The organism is Actinomycetospora rhizophila (genome assembly GCF_042657905.1).
GTDB classification, from domain to species: Bacteria; Actinomycetota; Actinomycetes; order Mycobacteriales; family Pseudonocardiaceae; genus Actinomycetospora; species Actinomycetospora rhizophila.
Genome location: NZ_JBHSKG010000004.1, coordinates 315,187 through 331,868, shown reverse-complemented (window position 1 = coordinate 331,868; position 16,682 = coordinate 315,187). Strand labels below are relative to the sequence as shown.

The following is a 16,682-nucleotide window of genomic DNA, read 5'->3' as shown; positions in this document are numbered from 1 at the left end:
CCCCGAGGAGGACCCCCTGATGGCCAGCAACACCCCCCTCGCCGACCTCTCCGCGGCCGGTGTCTCCGTCTGGCTGGACGACCTGTCCCGCCAGCGCATCGAGTCCGGCAACCTCTCCTCCCTCATCGAGGACTTCGAGGTCGTCGGCGTCACCAGCAACCCGACGATCTTCGCGAGCGCCTTCGCGGACGCCGACCACTACGCCGAGGACCTCGACGGGCTCGCCGCCCGCGGCGCCCCGGTCGAGGACGCGATCCGCGAGCTCACCACCGAGGACGTGCGCCGCGCGTGCGACGTGTTCCGCGGCGTGTGGCAGCGCACCGGCGGCGTCGACGGGCGCGTGTCGCTCGAGGTCGACCCGGGCAAGGCCCACGACACCGACGCCACCGTGGCCGAGGCCGCCGACCTCTGGAAGACGGTCGACCGGCCCAACCTGATGATCAAGATCCCGGCGACCCGTGAGGGCATCCCGGCGATCACCCGCACGCTCGCCGAGGGCATCAGCGTCAACGTGACCCTGATCTTCTCGGTGGAGCGCTACCGCGAGGTCATGGACGCCTACCTCGCCGGCATGGAGCAGGCCCGGGCGAACGGCCACGACCTCACCGGGATGGCCTCGGTCGCGTCGTTCTTCGTCTCGCGCGTCGACTCCGAGGTCGACAAGCGCCTCGACGCCATCGGCACCGACGCGGCGCTCAACCTGCGCGGCACCGCGGCCATCGCCAACGCGCGCCTGGCCTACGCCGCGTTCCTCGAGGTGTTCGGCACCGAGCGCTGGGCGTCCCTCAAGGGCGCGGGCGCCAAGCCGCAGCGCCCGCTCTGGGCGTCGACCGGCGTGAAGAACAAGGCCTACCCGGACACCCTGTACGTCACCGAGCTGGTCGCGCCGAACACCGTGAACACGATGCCCGAGGCCACGCTCAAGGCCTTCGCCGACCACGGCGAGCTGCACGGCGACGCCGTGAGCGGCACCGAGGAGGCCGCCCGCGAGGTGTTCGCGGGCCTCGCCCACGTCGGCATCGACATCGACGACGTCTTCCTGACCCTCGAGAACGAGGGCGTCAAGAAGTTCGAGGACTCGTGGGCCGAGCTCACCGAGACCGTGTCCGACCAGCTGAGCCGCCGCAGCCCGGAGCAGCAGTGAGCGCCGCGGGGGGTTCCGGCGCGGAGGTGCGCATCGTCGACGGCGACCTCGCCGACGCGGCGAACGCGCTGATCGAGAAGCTGGTCGGCGACGGCGCGGCCTCCAAGCTCTCGGCCGGTGACGCCACCCTGTGGGGTCCCGACGCGGAGCCCGAGGCGAGCAAGCGCCTGAGCTGGGTGAACCTGCACGAGACCTCGCGTCCGCTGGTCGACGAGCTCGCCGCGCTGCGCCGGGCATTGCACGACGACGGCGTCGACCGCGTCGTGCTCGCCGGCATGGGCGGCTCGTCGCTGGCGCCCGAGGTCATCTGCGCGACCCGCTCGGGCGGGTCGGTCGGCGGCGAGTTCCCGCTGGTCGTGCTCGACACGACCGACCCGATGCAGGTCTCCGACGCGCTCGCCGGCGACCTGTCCCGCACGGTGCTCGTGGTGTCGTCGAAGTCCGGCGGCACGGTGGAGACCGACAGCCAGCGCCGGGTGTTCACCGAGGTCTTCGAGGCCAACGGGATCGACGCCGCGTCCCGGATGGTCGTCGTCACCGACCCGGGCACGAAGCTCGCCGACCTGGCGCGCGACCAGGGCTACCGCAGCCTGATCGAGGCCGACCCCGGCGTCGGCGGGCGCTACTCGGCGCTCACCGCGTTCGGGCTGGTGCCCTCGGCGCTCACGGGCGTCGACATCGGCGCGCTGCTCGACGAGGCCGCCGCGGTCGCCCCGGAGCTCGCCCGCGACAGCGCCGACAACCCGGCGGTCGTCCTCGCGGCCGCCATGGCCGCGGCCCACAACGCCGGGGCGGAGAAGGTCGTCCTCGCCGACACCGGGTCCGGGCTCGTCGGCTTCGGCAACTGGGCCGAGCAGCTCATCGCCGAGTCCACCGGCAAGCAGGGCACCGGCCTGCTGCCCGTCGTCGTCGAGGGGCCGGACGCCCCCGGCTTCTCCGACCACGGCCGCGACGCCACGCCCGTCGCGCTCGGCCCGGCGGACACGGGCGCGCAGGTGTCGGTCACCGGCACGCTGGGCGGGCAGTTCCTGCTCTGGGAGCACGCGGTCGCGCTGGCCGGGCGCCTCATCGGCATCAACCCGTTCGACCAGCCCGACGTCGAGTCGGCGAAGCAGGCCACGCGCGACCTGCTCGCGGAGGCCGGGAGCGGGTCCGGTTCCGGTTCCGCCGACGACTCCCCCGTCGTCACCGACGGGGTCATCGAGATCCGCGCGGCCGGCGACGCGAGCTGGCTCGGTCAGCCCGCGACCGTCATCGACGCGATCCAGGCGCTGGTCGACGCGGCGCCCGACGCCGGCTACATCTCCGTGCAGGCCTACCTCGACCGGCTCGACGACGCGTCGTTCGCGACGCTGCGACCCGAGCTCGCGAAGGCCACGGGGCTGCAGACGACGTTCGGCTGGGGCCCGCGGTTCCTGCACTCCACCGGCCAGTACCACAAGGGCGGCCACCAGAACGGCGTGTTCCTGCAGATCACGGGCTCGGTCGCCGACGACCTCGCGATCCCCGGGCAGCCGTTCTCGTTCGGCACGCTCGAGCACGCGCAGGCCCGCGGCGACGCCGGGGTGCTCGCGGCGGCCAAGAACGGCGGCACCCCGCGGCCCGTGCTGCGGCTGCACCTCGCCGACCGGGCGGCCGGGCTGGTGGCGCTGGCGAACGCCGTACGGGAGGTGAGTCGGTGACGCGCCACATGGGCGCCCACGACACCTGGACCAACCCCCTGCGCGACGCCCGCGACAAGCGGCTGCCGCGCATCGCCGGGCCCTCGGGCCTCGTGCTGTTCGGCGTGACCGGTGACCTGGCGCGCAAGAAGCTCATGCCGGCGATCTACGACCTCGCCAACCGCGGGCTGCTCCCGCCGGGCTTCGCGCTCGTCGGGTTCGCTCGGCGCGACTGGGCCGACCAGGACTTCGCCGAGGTCGTGCACGACGCGGTGCGCGAGCACTCCCGCACCCCGTTCCGCCAGGAGGTGTGGGACCGCCTGTCCGAGGGCCTGCGCTTCGTGCAGGGCACCTTCGACGACGACGAGGCGTTCGACAACCTCGCGGCGTGCGTGGCCGAGCTCGACAGGGAGCGCGGCACCAACGGCAACCACGCCTTCTACCTGTCGATCCCGCCGTCGGCGTTCCCGACGGTGTGCAAGCAGCTCTCGCGCTCGGGGCTCGCCGACGACGACGGCGACGTGTGGCGCCGCGTGGTCATCGAGAAGCCGTTCGGCCACGACCTGCGCTCGGCGCAGGAGCTCAACGGGATCGTCAACGACGTCTTCCCCGAGGACTCGGTCTTCCGGATCGACCACTACCTCGGCAAGGAGACCGTCCAGAACCTGCTGGCGCTGCGGTTCGCCAACGAGCTGTTCGAGCCGATCTGGAACGCCCACCACGTCGACCACGTGCAGATCACGATGGCCGAGGACATCGGGGTGGGCGGGCGCGCCGGCTACTACGACGGCATCGGCGCGGCCCGCGACGTCATCCAGAACCACCTGCTGCAGCTGCTCGCGCTGACCGCGATGGAGGAGCCGGTCTCCTTCTCGCCGCACGACCTGCGCGAGGAGAAGATCAAGGTCCTGTCGGCCACGACGCTGGCCGAACCGATCGGCGAGACGACCGCCCGCGGGCAGTACGCGGCGGGGTGGCAGGGCAGCTCGGAGGTCAAGGGCCTGCAGCAGGAGGAGGGCTTCCCGCCCGACTCGGTCACCGAGACCTACGCGGCGATCACCTGCGAGGTGAACACCCGCCGCTGGGCCGGCGTGCCGTTCTACCTGCGCACCGGCAAGCGCCTGGGCCGGCGGGTCACCGAGATCGCCGTGGTGTTCAAGCGGGCCCCGCACCTGCCGTTCGACCAGACCATGACCGAGGAGCTCGGCCAGAACGCGCTGGTCGTGCGCGTGCAGCCGGACGAGGGCGTCACCCTGCGGTTCGGCTCGAAGGTGCCGGGCTCGGGCATGGAGGTCCGCGATGTCACGATGGACTTCGGCTACGGCACGGCGTTCACCGAGGCCTCGCCGGAGGCCTACGAGCGCCTGCTGCTCGACGTCCTGCTCGGCGAGCCGTCGCTGTTCCCGACCAACACCGAGGTCGAGCTGTCCTGGCGGATCCTCGACCCGGTGATCGAGAAGTGGCACCGCGAGGGCTCCCCCGACACCTACGCGGCCGGCACCTGGGGCCCACCGTCGGCCGACGCGGTGCTCGAGCGCACCGGCCGCCAGTGGCGGCGTCCGTGACCACGGAGAGGAACGCATGATCGTCGACCTGCCGTCGACCGACACGTCGGCGGTCAACCGCACGATGGTCGACCTGCGCGAGAGCGCGGGCGCGGTGGCGCTCGGGCGCGTGCTGACGCTGCTGATCATCACCGAGGACGGCCCGGAGGCCGAGGCCGCCATCCAGGCCGCCAACGACGCCAGCCGCGAGCACCCCTGCCGCGTGCTCGTGCTGGCCCGCGGCGTGCGCCGGGCGGCGTCGCGCCTCGACGCCCAGATCCGCATCGGCGGGGACGCGGGCGCCAGCGAGGTCATCGTGCTGCGCATGTACGGGCCGCTGGCCGACCAGGGCGGGGCCATCGTCGTGCCGCTCCTGCTGCCCGACGCGCCGATCGTGGCGTGGTGGCCCGGCGAGGCGCCCGCGGTGCCCGCGGAGGACCCGGTGGGCAGCGTCGCCGGCCGCCGGATCACCGACGTGTCCTCGGCGAAGTCGCCCTCGAAGGCGCTGGGCAAGCTGCGCCAGCGCTACCACCCCGGCGACACCGACCTCGCGTGGAGCCGCATCACGAGCTGGCGCGCGCTGCTCACCGCCGCGCTCGACCAGCCCCCGCACGAGCGCATCACGGCGGCCACCGTGTCCGGCGCGCCGGACTCCGCGTCCACCGACCTGCTGGCGGGCTGGCTCTCGTCGCGGCTGCACTGCCCGGTGTCGCGCCGGAGCGAGGACGTGCCCGGCGGGCAGGGCGGCCAGATCGCCGCGGTGCGCCTGGACCGCGCGAGCGGGCCCGTGGAGCTGCGCCGCCTCGACGCGAAGAGCGCGATGCTCTCCCAGCCCGGGCAGCCCGACCGCCGCGTGGCCCTCTCCCGGCGCACGACCCGGGAGTGCCTCGCCGAGGAGCTGCGCCGCCTCGACCCCGACGACATCTTCGCCGAGGCCCTCGAGGCGATGCCGACGGGACGCTCGCGGACGTCGTCGAGGAAGGTGACCGCATGAGCACGCCCGAGCTGGTCGTCCACCCCGACGAGGACACGACGGCGCGCGACGCCGCCGAGCGCCTGCTCGGCGCGCTCGCGGCGGCCCAGGCGGCGCGGGGGTCGGCGTCGGTGGTGCTCACCGGCGGCGGCATCGGCATCGCGATGCTGCGCGAGGTCGCGGCGTCCGCCCGCCGGGACGACGTCGACTGGGGCGCGGTCGAGGTGTTCTGGGGCGACGAGCGCTTCGTCCCGGCCGGCGACGCCGAGCGCAACGACGCCCAGGCCCGCGAGGCGCTGCTCGACGCGCTGCCGCTCGACCCGGGCCGGGTGCACCCGATGGCGGCCTCCGACGCGCCCGAGGACGCGGGCGGCGGCGACCCGGACCTCGCCGCCGACGCCTACGCGAAGACCCTGTCGTCGGCGGCCACCCGGCTCGGGGGCGCCGGGCCCGTACCCGCGTTCGACGTGCTGCTCGCGGGCTGCGGTCCCGAGGGGCACGTGCTGTCGGTGTTCCCCGACTCCCCCGCGGTGCACGCCGGCGGGGCCGGGGTCGTCGCCGTGCGCGACTGCCCCAAGCCCCCGCCCACGCGCGTGAGCCTCACCCTGCCGGCCGCCCGGTACGCCCGGGAGATCTGGCTGGTGGCCGCCGGCGGCGGGAAGGCCGAGGCGCTCGCCCGGGCCCACGCCGGCGCGTCCGAGGTGGACGTGCCCCTGGCGGGTCTGCGCGGGACCGAGCGGACGCTCTGGCTCCTCGACGAGGCGGCCGCGGCGCAGCTGTAGGCGCCCTGCTGTGGCAGCGAAGGTGGCGTTCGCTGCCTCTAGGCGCTCGAACTCCGCGTCCGCACCGTGGCCGGCGCCTCCCACGGGTGCAGGGTGCGCTCGAAGAGCTCCCAGCAGCGCCGGTGGGCGTCGAGCCGGGCGAGCCAGGCGCGCACGAGCCGCAGGTCCGAGGCGGGGGTGTGCTCGCGGACCGGCCGGGACGGCCAGATCGGGTCGCGGCCGGTCGGGTCGCCGGAGACGCGGGAGTCGGCGCCGTAGCGCGCGACGAGCAGGAGCCCGGCGACGACGACGACGCCGAGCACGGTGACGGTCAGGACCATCGGGAGCTCCTCGGGGAGAAGTGGCTGGACGTCCTCCAGGGTGGCCTCTGGTGGCAGGCCGTGCCAGGGCCACTCAGCACGAAGTGGCACCCACAGTGGCAGAAGTGGCAGACTGTGTGGCATGGACGACCACCTGGGTGCCGGGAGCCTCGCCCGCCTGCTCGGCGGCTGGCGGGAGGGCGCCGGTCCCGGGGTCAGCGCGCAGGCGGCGCTCGCCGGCCGGATCAGCACGCTGCTCGCCGACGGGCGTCTCGCGGTGGGCACGCGCGTGCCGAGCGAGCGGGAGCTCGCCGTGGCCCTCGGCGTCGGGCGCGGGACGGTCGCGGCGGCCTACCAGGAGCTGCGCGAGAACGGCTTCCTCGTCCGGCGCCGGGGCTCGGGCACGTGGACCGCGTCGCCCGCCGCGGCGCCCACCCCGCCGGGCGGGGTGGGCGGGGCCGGACCAGCCCCCCTCGACGGGTCGCTGCACGTCGGGGCCACCGGCTTCGCCCCGTTCGCCCCCATGGGCACGCCGCCCTCCCAGGCCGGCGACCGCGCGGTCATCGACCTCGCGCACGCGGCCCCGTGGGCGCCGATGGAGGCGATGGGCAGCGCCGCCGCCCGCGCGCTCGCCGAGCTGCCGATGCACCTCGCCTCCACCGGGTACGACGTGCTGGGGCTGCCCGCGCTGCGCGAGGCCGTGGCCGCCCGCCTCACCGCGCAGGGCCTGCGGACGTCGGCCGACGAGGTCATGATCACCGCGGGCGCGCAGCACGCCCACTCCCTCGTGGCCCGCACGCTGGTGCGCCCCGGCGACCGGGTGCTCATCGAGCAGCCCACCTACCCCGGCGCGATCGACCTGTGCCGCCACGCCTCGGCGCGCGCGGTCCCCGTCGCGATGGTCGAGGACGCCGCCACCGGCCGTCCCGGCTGGGACCTCGAGGCGCTGTCCGCGGCGATGCGCGCGGCCACCCCGACGCTCGGCTACCTCGTCGTCGACCACCAGAACCCCACGGGCGCGGTGATGAGCCCGGAGACCCGGGCCGCGGTCGTGGCCGCCGCGGGCCGGCACGGCGTCACGCTGGTCGTCGACGACTGCCTGCGCGACATGTGGCTCGACACCCCGGTCCCGCCGCCGCTGGGCGCCTGGGCCGGCGCGGGCGGCACCCCGGTCATCACCACCGGCGGGCTGTCGAAGACCGTGTGGGGCGGGCTGCGCATCGGCTGGCTGCGGGCGCCGCGGACGCTCCTGCGCCGGATCGCGGCCGCCCGGGCCTCGGACGACATCTCGACACCGGTCCTCGAGCAGCTCGTGGCCGTCGGCCTCCTGGAGCGCCTCGACGAGCTCGTGGACGCCAGCCGGCAGGTGCTCGCCCACCGGCGGGACCACCTGCGCGGGGCGCTCGCCCGGGCCCTGCCGGAGTGGCGGGTGCCCCGGCCCTCGGGCGGCTTCAGCCTCTGGGTCGACCTCGGCGTGCCACGCTCGAGCGCCCTGGTCGAGGCGGCGGGGCGCTTCGGTGTGCACCTCGCCGCCGGGCCCCGGTTCGCCACGGGCGGGGCCTACGAGCAGTACCTCCGCCTGCCCTACACGCTCTCCCCCGACGCCCTCGACGACGCCGTCGCCCGGCTCGCCGAGGCGTGGGACTCGCTGGGCGTCGACACCTCCACGCTCACGACCGTCGTGTGAGCTCCTTCTGCGCGGCGTCCCGCTCCCACGGGCGCAGGCTGCGGTCGTAGGCCGACCACAGCGCCCGGTGCGCGGCGACCCGGCGGGCCAGCTCGCCGAGCAGCGCCGCGTCCCCGCGCACCGTGTGCGCCCGCTGCGTCGCGGGCCAGGCCGGGTCGCGGCCCGTCGGGTCGGAGCCGCTGCGGCTGTCGACGCCGTAGCGCGCGACCGCCAGGAAACCGACGACCAGGAGCACCCCGAAGAACGTGACCATCTCGACCATCCCCTCATCCCTCGTGCCGTTGGGGACAATTCTCGAAGGCGAACGCTCTTTACTCCATGGCGAACTCACGGGGATAGTGGCCAGATGACTGCAGTATCGGAAGCGCGGGGCACCGCCCGCCTGGAGAACGACAAGCTGCTCGACGAGACCAACCGGCGCATCCTCGCGGAGCTCGAGAACGACCCCCGCCAGAGCATGTCGGCCCTGGGCCGGCGGGTCGGGATGTCGGCCCCGGCCGTCACCGAGCGGGTCCAGCGCCTCGAGCGCACGGGCGTCATCAAGGGCTACCGCCTCGACATCGACCCCGGCGCGCTCGGCTACCCGATCGCCGCGTGGGTGCGGGTGCGGCCCGCGCTGGGCCAGGGCAAGATCTCCGAGCAGCTCGCGGCCCGGCAGCCCGAGGTCGTCGAGTGCCACAAGATCACCGGCGAGGACTGCCTGCTCATGCGCGTGCAGGTCCGCGACGTCGCCGACCTCGACCGCGTCCTCGAGATCTGGCAGGACCACGCCGCCACGGTCACGGCGGTCGTGAAGTCCAGCCCGGTCGAGCTGCGGAACATGCCGACCGATGTCTGAGCCCGGGTCCGAGGGCGACGTCGCCGTCGGCGTCGACGGCAGCGACGGGTCCCGGGCCGCGCTGGACTACGCGATGGACGAGGCCGCGCGCCGGGGCGTCGGGGTGCACGCGATCACGGCCTACGCCGGTCCGGACGTCTGGACGACCGCCGAGGGTCTCGTGCCCGACGCCCGCGTCCTCCACGACGCCGCGCAGCACGAGGTGACCGCTGCGGTCGAGGAGGTGTCGGCGCGTCGCACGTCGCGGGGGCTCGCCGTCCCGGCCGTCCGCACCGAGGTCGCGATGGGGCCGGCGTCGACGGTCCTGCTGCACCACGCGCGCGGGGCCTCGGTGCTCGTCGTGGGCCACCGCGGGCGCGGCGGGATCGCCAGCCGTTTCATCGGGTCGGTCGGCCTCAGCGCCGTGATCCACGCGGACTGCACCGTGGTGGTCGTGCGGGACTAGGGACTAGCCCACGATCACGTCCACCACCACCGGGGCGGGCGAGTGCAGCGCGTCGGCCAGGGCGGGCTCGAGCTGGTCCGGGTGCTCGACGCGCACGCCCGCGACGCCCTGGCCGGCGGCGAGCGAGACGAAGTCGAGGCCCGGCAGCGCGGTGCCCACGGGCTTGGTGATGCCGAAGTGCTCGGCGAACTGGTCGAGGGCGCGGTAGCGGGCGTTGTGCACGACGACGACGGTCAGCGGGACGCCCAGCTGCGCGGCCGACCACAGCGCCTGGATGCCGTACATCGCCGAGCCGTCGCCCACCAGCGCGATCACGCGCTCGCTGCGCGCCAGCGCCATCCCCACGGCCGCCGGCAGCCCGTGGCCGAGGCCCCCGCTCGCGCAGGTGTAGAAGCTCCCGGCGCGGTCGAACGGCAGGTGCGCGTGCATCGGGCCGCGGGTCGCGGGCGCCTCCTCCACCACGACGGAGTCCGCGGGGCGCAGGTCGGCGAGCGTCTGGAGCAGCAGCTCCTCGGTGATGACGTCGCCGTCGCCCGCGACCCGCCCCACCGACGCGGCGGGGGCGGGCAGCGGGCGCTCGGGCGGCGGCGGCCCGGCGAGCAGGGCGCGCACGCCGTGCCGCACTCCCGTCACCACCGAGGTGCCGACGGGGGTCCAGGCGGCGTGCGCGGGATCCTCGGTGAGCTGCACGAGGTCGGTGCCCTCGGGGACGGCGGTGTCGCCGGCGACGGCCCCCTCGGTGTGGAACGGGAACACCGGCGAGCCCAGCACCAGGACGACGTCGTGGGCGTCGAGCGCGGCGCGGATGCCGTCGTGCGCGGCGGGCAGGAAGCCGCCGAAGAGCCGGTGGCGTTCGGGGAAGCCGCAGCGCGGGGACATCGGGGCGACGTACACCCGGGCGGCGTGGCGCTCGGCGAGCGCGACGACGTCGTCGAACGCGCCGTCGCGGTCCACCTCGCCGCCGACGACCAGCGCGGGCGCCCGCGCGGCGGCCAGGCGGGCGGCGACGTCGGCGAGGACCTCGGGGTCGCCCGCGACCGTGCCGGCCACGGCGTGGGCGGGCACCGGCGGGGCCGGCTGGTCCCAGTCGTCGACCGGCACCGAGAGCAGGACCGGGCCGCACGGCGGGGTGGTGGCGACGTGGATCGCCCGGGCCAGCGTCGCGGGCACGTCGGCCGCGCGGGCGGGCTCCCGGCTGAACTTCACGTACGGCTCGGGGAACTCCGCCGGGCGCTCGGCGAACAGGAACGGCTCGCCGATCAGCAGCGAGCGGGCCTGCTGCCCGGCGACGAGCACCAGCGGCGTGCGGTTGCGGAAGGCGGTGAACACGTTGCCCAGCCCGTGCCCGACCCCGGCGGCGGAGTGCAGGTTCACCAGCGCCGCCCGCCCGGTGCCCTGCGCGTACCCGTCGGCCGCGCCGACCGCCACGGACTCCTGCAGGCCCAGGACGTAGCGGAAGTCGTCGGGGAAGTCGCGGAACATCGGCAGCTCGGTCGAGCCCGGGTTGCCGAAGATCGTCGTGATGCCGTGGCTGCGCAGCACGGCCAGGGACGCCTCGCGCACGGTCGCCATGCGGGTCACCTCACCACGACCGCGGCCGGGTCGCGAGGGAGCTCCCGCTGCCCGGAAGCGCGAGGATGGCGGGGTGGAGACGCTCTGGACCGTCGGGCACGGCACGCTCGAGGGCCCCGCGGTCGCCCGCCTCGTCGCCGACGCCGGGATCGCGGCGGTGGTCGACGTGCGCCGGTATCCCGGCAGCCGCCGCGACCCGTCGGTGGCGCGCGAGGCGCTGGGCCCGGCGCTGGCCGAGGTCGGCGTCGCCTACCGCTGGGACGAGCGCCTGGGCGGGCGCCGCAGCCGGCCCGCGGACTCCCCGGACACCGCCCTGCGCGACCGGTCGTTCGCGGGCTACGCGGCCCACATGCGCACGCCGGCGTTCACCGGCGCCGTCGACGAGCTGCTGGGCGCCGGGGCGCCGACGGCGATCCTGTGCTCGGAGTCGGTGTGGTGGCGCTGCCACCGCCGTCTGGTCGCCGACCACGTCCTGCTCGTGCGCGACGTGCCCGTCCGCCACCTGATGCACGACGGCCGGACGCCGGAGCACCGCCCCACCGACGGGGTGCGGCGGGCCGGGGAGCAGCTCGTCTACGACGACGGGCAGGCGCCGCTCCCCGGCACCGGCTGACGATCAGGGCTCGTCGACGAGGTCGCCCGCGAGGTACTCCTGGTAGGCGGCGAGGTCGAGCAGGCCGTGGCCGCAGTAGTTGAAGAGGATGACGCGCTCCTCGTTCTTCGCCGTCGCGTCGTGGGCCTCCTGGATCACCGAGGCGATCCCGTGCCCGGCCTCCGGCGCCGGCAGCTTGCCCTCGACGCGGGCGAAGAGCACGTTCGCCTCGAACACCGCGCGCTGGCGGTGGGCGACCGCCTCCATGCGGCCCTCGTGGACCAGCTTCGAGATGATCGGCGAGTCGCCGTGGTAGCGCAGCCCGCCCGCGTGGATGCCCGGCGGCACGAAGTCGTGCCCCAGCGTGTACATGTTCATCAGCGGCGTGAACCCGGCGGTGTCGCCGAAGTCGTACTCGTAGCGGCCCTGGGTCAGCGTCGGGCACGACGCCGGCTCGGCCGCGAGCAGGCGCACCGACGGGTCGGGCAGGAACGGCAGCGCGACGCCGCCCAGGTTCGAGCCGCCGCCGCACGGCGCGATGACGACGTCCGGGCGGGTCTCCCCCGCGCTCGCCAGCTGCTGCTGCGCCTCGAGCCCGATGACGGTCTGGTGCAGCAGCACGTGGTTGAGCACCGAGCCGAGCGCGTAGTGCGTGTCGTCGCGCCCGACCGCGTCCCGGACCGCGTCGGAGATCGCGGCGCCGAGCGAGCCGGGGTGACCCGGGTCGTCGATCGGCGACGGGACGACGGTGCCGCCCCACGTCTCCATGATCACCTTGCGGTAGGGCTTCTGCTCGAAGCTCTTGCGCACCATGTAGACCGCGCACTCGAGGTCGTACTGGGCGGCCGCGAAGCTCAGCGCCGTGCCCCACTGGCCGGCGCCGGTCTCGGTCGTCAGCCGCGTGATGCCCTCCTTGGCGTTGTAGAACGCCTGGGGCACCGCGGAGTTGGGCTTGTGCGAGCCGGCGGGCGACACCGACTCGTCCTTGAAGTAGATGCGCGCGGTGGTGCCCAGCGCCGCCTCCAGGCGGCGGGCCCGCACCAGCGGCGTGGGCCGCCAGAGGCGCAGGACGTCGAGGACCTCGCCCGGGATGTCGATCCACGGGTCGGCCGACATCTCCTGGCCGATGAGCTCCTGCGCGAAGAGCGGGGCGAGGTCGTCGGGACCGACGGGCTCACGCGTCCCGGGGTGCAGCGGCGGGTCCAACGGCGACGCGAGGTGGGGCGCCACGTTGAACCACGCCGTCGGCAGCGCCGACTGCGGGAGGGAGAAGCGGGTGTCTGTGGTGTCAGCTGGGGCCGCCATGACCCCGCATCATGTCAGCTCTCGCCGCGCCGGGCCCGCAGCTTCGCCAGCGCCTCGTCGAGCAGCGCCTCGCCGTCGGCGTCGGAGCGACGCTCCTTCACGTACGCCAGGTGGGTCTTGTACGGCTCGGTGCGCTTCGCCGGCGGCGGGTTCTTCTCGTCGGTGTTGGCCGGCAGCCCGCAGCGCGGGCAGTCCCACGAGGTGGGGATCTCCGCGTCGACCGCGAAGGACGGGCGCGTCTCGTGCCCGTTGGAGCACCAGAAGGAGACCACGGTGCGCGCCGCGCTCTCCCCGCGCTCGGACTCCCCCATGGGGCCCGAACCCACCCGGGTGCCTCGGATCGCGTTGCCAGTCGCCATCGCCGGAGTACCTCCGCGTCCAGGGGCGGCCCCGGCGCTCCAGGCCCGGGCCGCCCGTCAGCCTTCGATCTTGACGAGCAGCCCGGTGCCGACGATCGAGATCAGCCAGATGGCACCGACGAACAGGGTGAGCCGGTCGAGGTTCTTCTCGACGACGCTCGACCCGGCGAGGCTCGACTGGACACCGCCGCCGAACAGCGACGACAGCCCGCCGCCCCGCCCGCGGTGCAGCAGCACCAGCAGCACCAGCAGCACGCTGGACGCGATGAGCAGGATGTCGAGGAACAGTCGCATGTCGGTGTCCGTGACCTCCGGGTGCCGGCCCCGCCCGGTGTGAGCGGGGCTCTGGCCGTCCCGACGTGCGGGATCGGCGCTTGTGGTGCACGATACCCCGCCCCTGTGACGGTTCCGCGACGACCCGGCGGCCGAACGGGGCATCGTGCCCGGTTCCTACGGCAGCGGGCCGCCCGCGGCGAGGGCGCAGAGCTCCGCGAAGCCCTCGGGGTCGAGGCTGGCGCCGCCGACCAGCGCGCCGTCGACGTCGTCGGACTTCACGAGGTCGGCGACGTTGTTCGACTTCACCGAGCCGCCGTAGAGGATCCGCAGCCCGTCGGCGACCGGCCCGCCGTGCACCTCGCGGACCCGCTCGCGCAGCGCGTGGCACACCTCCTGGGCGTCGGCCACGCCGGCGGACTTGCCGGTGCCGATCGCCCACACCGGCTCGTAGGCCACGACGACCTTCGCGACGTCGTCGGCCGAGAGCCCCTTGAGCGCGGCGTCGAGCTGCCCGGTGCAGTGCCCGACGTGCTCGCCGGCGTCGCGGACCTCCTCGCCCTCCCCCAGGCACAGGATCGGGGTCAGGCCGTGGCGCAGGGCCGCGCGGACCTTGCGGTTGACCAGCTCGTCGTCCTCGCCGTGGATCGTGCGGCGCTCGGAGTGCCCGACGACCACCCAGGTGCAGCCGAGCTTCGCGAGCATCGCCCCCGACACGTCCCCGGTGAACGCCCCGGAGTCCTCGGGCGAGAGGTCCTGGCCGCCGTAAGTGATCGGCATCGAGTCCGCGTCCACGAGCGTCTGCACGCTGCGCAGGTCGGTGAACGGCGGGAGCACCGCGACGTCGACGACGTCGAAGTACTTGCCGGGCAGCGCGAACGCGAGCTTCTGGGTGACGCCGATGGCCTCGAGGTGGTTGAGGTTCATCTTCCAGTTGCCCGCGATGAGCGGCCTGCGCGCCATCACCCCTCCTCGAGCACGGCGATGCCGGGCAGGACGTGGCCCTCGAGGAACTCGAGCGAGGCCCCGCCGCCGGTCGAGATGTGGCCGAAGCGGCCCTCGTCGAGGCCGGCCGCGCGGATCGCGGACGCCGAGTCGCCGCCGCCGATGACGCTGAACGCCGGCGAGTCCGCGACCGCCTCGGCGACCCCGGTGGTGCCCGCCGCGAACGGGGCCATCTCGAACACGCCCATCGGCCCGTTCCAGAACACGGTGGCCGCGTCGGTCAGGTGCGAGCCGAAGAGCCGCACGGTCTCCGGGCCGACGTCGAGGCCCAGCCAGCTCTCGGGCATCTCGGAGACCGGCACCGTGCGCGTCTGCGCGTCCGCGGAGAACTCCGAGGCCACCACCACGTCGGTGGGCAGCACGAGGGTGTCCGCGTACTTCTCGAGCAGCTCCCGGCAGGTGTCGAGCTGGTCGGACTCGAGCTTCGAGCCACCCACGTCGCGGCCCTGCGCGGCGAGGAACGTGAAGCACATCGCCCCGCCGACCAGCAGCTTGTCGACCTTCGGCAGCAGGTTCGAGAGCACCCCGAGCTTGTCGGAGACCTTCGAGCCGCCGAGGATCACGACGTAGGGCCGGGCCGGGTCGCCGACCAGCCGGCGCAGCACCTCGGTCTCGCGGGCGACGAGGTCGCCGGCGTAGGCGGGGAGCTCGCGGGCGACGTCGACCACCGACGCCTGCTCGCGGTGGACCACGCCGAAGCCGTCGGAGACGAAGGCGCCCCCGGGGACGAGCGCGGCGAGCTCGCACGCCAGCTGCGCACGCTCCTGCGCGCTGCCGGTCTCGCGCGGGTCGCAGCGCACGTTGGCCAGCATCTCGATGCCGCCCGCCTCGAGCCGCTCCGCGTGGTCCCGCGCCGAGGGGCCGACGACGTCGTCGGCCAGCATGACCCGCTGGTCGAGCAGCTGGCCCAGCCGCCCGGCGACCGGCGTCAGCGACATCATCCGGTCCCGACCGCCCGGCTCGCCGCCCTTCGGGCGCCCGAGATGCGCGGCGATGACCAGCTTGGCCCCGGCGCCGACGAGCTTGGTGATCGTGGGCAGCGCGGCCTGGATGCGCCCGTCGTCGGTGATCGTGAAGCCGTCGAGGGGGACGTTGAAGTCCGCCCGCAGCAGGACGAAGCGGTCCTGCACTCCTTCGGCGATGAGGTCGTCGAGGGTCTTCATCAGAGCTTGGAGCCCACGAGCGTGGTCAGGTCGACGACGCGGTTGGAGTAGCCCCACTCGTTGTCGTACCAGCCGACGATCTTGACGGTCCGGTTGCCGAGCACCTTGGTCATGCCCGCGTCGAAGGTGCAGGACGCCGGCTCGCCGACGATGTCGGTGGAGACGATCGGGTCCTCGGTGTAGACCAGCACGTTCTTGAGCTCGCCGTCCGCGGCCTTCTTGAACGCGTCGTTGACCTGCTCGACGGTGACGTCGGTGTTCAGCGTCGCGGTGAGGTCGGTGACCGAGCCGTCGATCACCGGCACCCGGTAGGCGAGGCCGTTGAGGCGGCCCTCGAGCTCCGGCAGCGCCAGCGCGGTGGCCTGGGCGGCGCCGGTGGTGGTCGGGATGATGTTGTCCGCGGCGGCGCGGGCGCGGCGCAGGTCCTTGTGGGGGGCGTCGTGGATCCGCTGGTCGCCGGTGTAGGCGTGGATCGTCGACATGAAGCCGGTCTCGAGCCCGAACGCGTCGTGCAGCACCTTGATCATCGGCGCGACGCAGTTCGTGGTGCACGAGGCGTTGGACAGGATGCTCTGGCTGCCGTCGTAGGACGAGTCGTTGATGCCCATGACGACCGTCAGGTCCTCGCCCTTGGCCGGGGCGGAGATGACGACCTTCTTGGCGCCCGCCTTGAGGTGCTTCCCCGCCGAGTCGGCGTCGGTGAAGATCCCCGAGGACTCGATGACCACGTCGACGCCGAGGTCGCCCCACGGCAGCGCCGCCGGGTCCTTCTCGGCCAGGGCCTTGATGCTGCGGCCGTTGACCACCAGCGCGTCGTCGGAGACCTCGATGGTGCCGTCGAAGCGGCCGTGCACCGAGTCGTACTTGAGCAGGTGCCCGAGCGTCTTGTTGTCGGTGATGTCGTTGACCGCGAGCACCTCGATGTCGGCGGTGCCCGCCGCACGCTGCTTCTCCAGCGCGCGGAACACATTCCGTCCGATACGACCGAACCCGTTGATCCCGATGCGGACCGTCACTGAACCTCGCCCTGCCTCTCGTGC

The 16,682-nt window shown here is 74.3% G+C and carries 18 protein-coding genes; 9 read left to right on the top strand and 9 right to left on the bottom strand.

Annotation, left to right across the window (positions count from 1 at the left end; genetic code table 11):
- Positions 1-19: 19 nt before the first annotated feature.
- The 5 genes from tal to pgl are packed head-to-tail and all read left to right on the top strand — an operon-like array spanning position 20 to position 6,104.
- Positions 20-1,144, top strand: a complete 1,125-nt coding sequence (tal, locus tag ACFPK1_RS10965) for a transaldolase (protein ID WP_378020939.1) — start codon at positions 20-22, stop codon at positions 1,142-1,144.
- Complete coding sequence (locus ACFPK1_RS10960) at positions 1,141-2,826, top strand: glucose-6-phosphate isomerase (RefSeq protein WP_378020938.1); 1,686 nt, start codon at positions 1,141-1,143, stop codon at positions 2,824-2,826. Before tal ends, ACFPK1_RS10960 begins: the two co-directional genes overlap by 4 nt.
- An 8-nt stretch (positions 2,827-2,834) precedes the next feature.
- A complete protein-coding gene (zwf, locus tag ACFPK1_RS10955; protein WP_378021019.1) occupies positions 2,835-4,370 on the top strand; it encodes a glucose-6-phosphate dehydrogenase in 1,536 nt (511 codons plus the stop codon).
- 16 nt (positions 4,371-4,386) lie between these two features.
- On the top strand, positions 4,387-5,343 hold the full coding sequence (locus ACFPK1_RS10950; protein WP_378020937.1) for a glucose-6-phosphate dehydrogenase assembly protein OpcA: 957 nt from the start codon (positions 4,387-4,389) through the stop codon (positions 5,341-5,343).
- On the top strand, positions 5,340-6,104 hold the full coding sequence (gene pgl / locus ACFPK1_RS10945) for a 6-phosphogluconolactonase (protein ID WP_378020936.1): 765 nt from the start codon (positions 5,340-5,342) through the stop codon (positions 6,102-6,104). Before ACFPK1_RS10950 ends, pgl begins: the two co-directional genes overlap by 4 nt.
- Positions 6,105-6,142: 38 nt before the next feature.
- On the opposite strand, the gene ACFPK1_RS10940 is transcribed toward pgl, so the two are convergent.
- Positions 6,143-6,424 carry a hypothetical protein gene (locus tag ACFPK1_RS10940; protein ID WP_378020935.1) on the bottom strand — a complete coding sequence of 94 codons (282 nt, stop codon included), beginning with the start codon at positions 6,422-6,424 and terminating at the stop codon, positions 6,143-6,145.
- Between the two features lie 121 nt (positions 6,425-6,545).
- Between ACFPK1_RS10940 and yczR the strand changes: the two genes are divergently transcribed.
- Complete coding sequence (gene yczR / locus ACFPK1_RS10935) at positions 6,546-8,090, top strand: MocR-like transcription factor YczR (RefSeq protein WP_378020934.1); 1,545 nt, start codon at positions 6,546-6,548, stop codon at positions 8,088-8,090.
- Here yczR and ACFPK1_RS10930 read toward each other — a convergent pair.
- On the bottom strand, positions 8,074-8,352 hold the full coding sequence (locus ACFPK1_RS10930; protein ID WP_378020933.1) for a hypothetical protein: 279 nt from the start codon (positions 8,350-8,352) through the stop codon (positions 8,074-8,076). The two genes, yczR and ACFPK1_RS10930, sit on opposite strands and share 17 nt — an antisense overlap.
- An 84-nt stretch (positions 8,353-8,436) precedes the next feature.
- Between ACFPK1_RS10930 and ACFPK1_RS10925 the strand changes: the two genes are divergently transcribed.
- Complete coding sequence (locus tag ACFPK1_RS10925; protein ID WP_378020932.1) at positions 8,437-8,928, top strand: Lrp/AsnC family transcriptional regulator; 492 nt, start codon at positions 8,437-8,439, stop codon at positions 8,926-8,928.
- A complete protein-coding gene (locus ACFPK1_RS10920) occupies positions 8,921-9,373 on the top strand; it encodes a universal stress protein (protein WP_378020931.1) in 453 nt (150 codons plus the stop codon). The genes ACFPK1_RS10925 and ACFPK1_RS10920 overlap by 8 nt, the downstream gene beginning before the upstream one ends.
- A gap of 3 nt (positions 9,374-9,376) precedes the next feature.
- On the opposite strand, the gene mdlC is transcribed toward ACFPK1_RS10920, so the two are convergent.
- Positions 9,377-10,945, bottom strand: a complete 1,569-nt coding sequence (mdlC, locus tag ACFPK1_RS10915; RefSeq protein WP_378020930.1) for a benzoylformate decarboxylase — start codon at positions 10,943-10,945, stop codon at positions 9,377-9,379.
- 73 nt (positions 10,946-11,018) lie between these two features.
- On the opposite strand from mdlC, the gene ACFPK1_RS10910 reads away from it, so the two are divergent.
- Positions 11,019-11,558 (top strand): DUF488 domain-containing protein, encoded by a 540-nt coding sequence (locus tag ACFPK1_RS10910; protein WP_378020929.1) that lies wholly within the window; start codon positions 11,019-11,021, stop codon positions 11,556-11,558.
- Between the two features lie 3 nt (positions 11,559-11,561).
- Here ACFPK1_RS10910 and ACFPK1_RS10905 read toward each other — a convergent pair whose 3' ends face one another.
- From ACFPK1_RS10905 to gap, 6 genes are all read right to left on the bottom strand, one after another.
- Complete coding sequence (locus tag ACFPK1_RS10905; protein ID WP_378020928.1) at positions 11,562-12,842, bottom strand: TrpB-like pyridoxal phosphate-dependent enzyme; 1,281 nt, start codon at positions 12,840-12,842, stop codon at positions 11,562-11,564.
- A gap of 14 nt (positions 12,843-12,856) precedes the next feature.
- Positions 12,857-13,201, bottom strand: a complete 345-nt coding sequence (locus tag ACFPK1_RS10900; protein ID WP_274279628.1) for an RNA polymerase-binding protein RbpA — start codon at positions 13,199-13,201, stop codon at positions 12,857-12,859.
- A gap of 57 nt (positions 13,202-13,258) precedes the next feature.
- Positions 13,259-13,495 (bottom strand): preprotein translocase subunit SecG, encoded by a 237-nt coding sequence (gene secG, locus ACFPK1_RS10895; protein WP_116707491.1) that lies wholly within the window; start codon positions 13,493-13,495, stop codon positions 13,259-13,261.
- Positions 13,496-13,651: 156 nt separating this feature from the next.
- On the bottom strand, positions 13,652-14,437 hold the full coding sequence (tpiA, locus tag ACFPK1_RS10890) for a triose-phosphate isomerase (protein WP_378020927.1): 786 nt from the start codon (positions 14,435-14,437) through the stop codon (positions 13,652-13,654).
- Positions 14,437-15,642 (bottom strand): phosphoglycerate kinase, encoded by a 1,206-nt coding sequence (locus tag ACFPK1_RS10885; RefSeq protein ID WP_378020926.1) that lies wholly within the window; start codon positions 15,640-15,642, stop codon positions 14,437-14,439. The genes tpiA and ACFPK1_RS10885 overlap by 1 nt, the downstream gene beginning before the upstream one ends.
- A complete protein-coding gene (gene gap, locus ACFPK1_RS10880) occupies positions 15,642-16,658 on the bottom strand; it encodes a type I glyceraldehyde-3-phosphate dehydrogenase (protein WP_378020925.1) in 1,017 nt (338 codons plus the stop codon). The genes ACFPK1_RS10885 and gap overlap by 1 nt, the downstream gene beginning before the upstream one ends.
- Between the last annotated feature and the right edge of the window lie 24 nt (positions 16,659-16,682).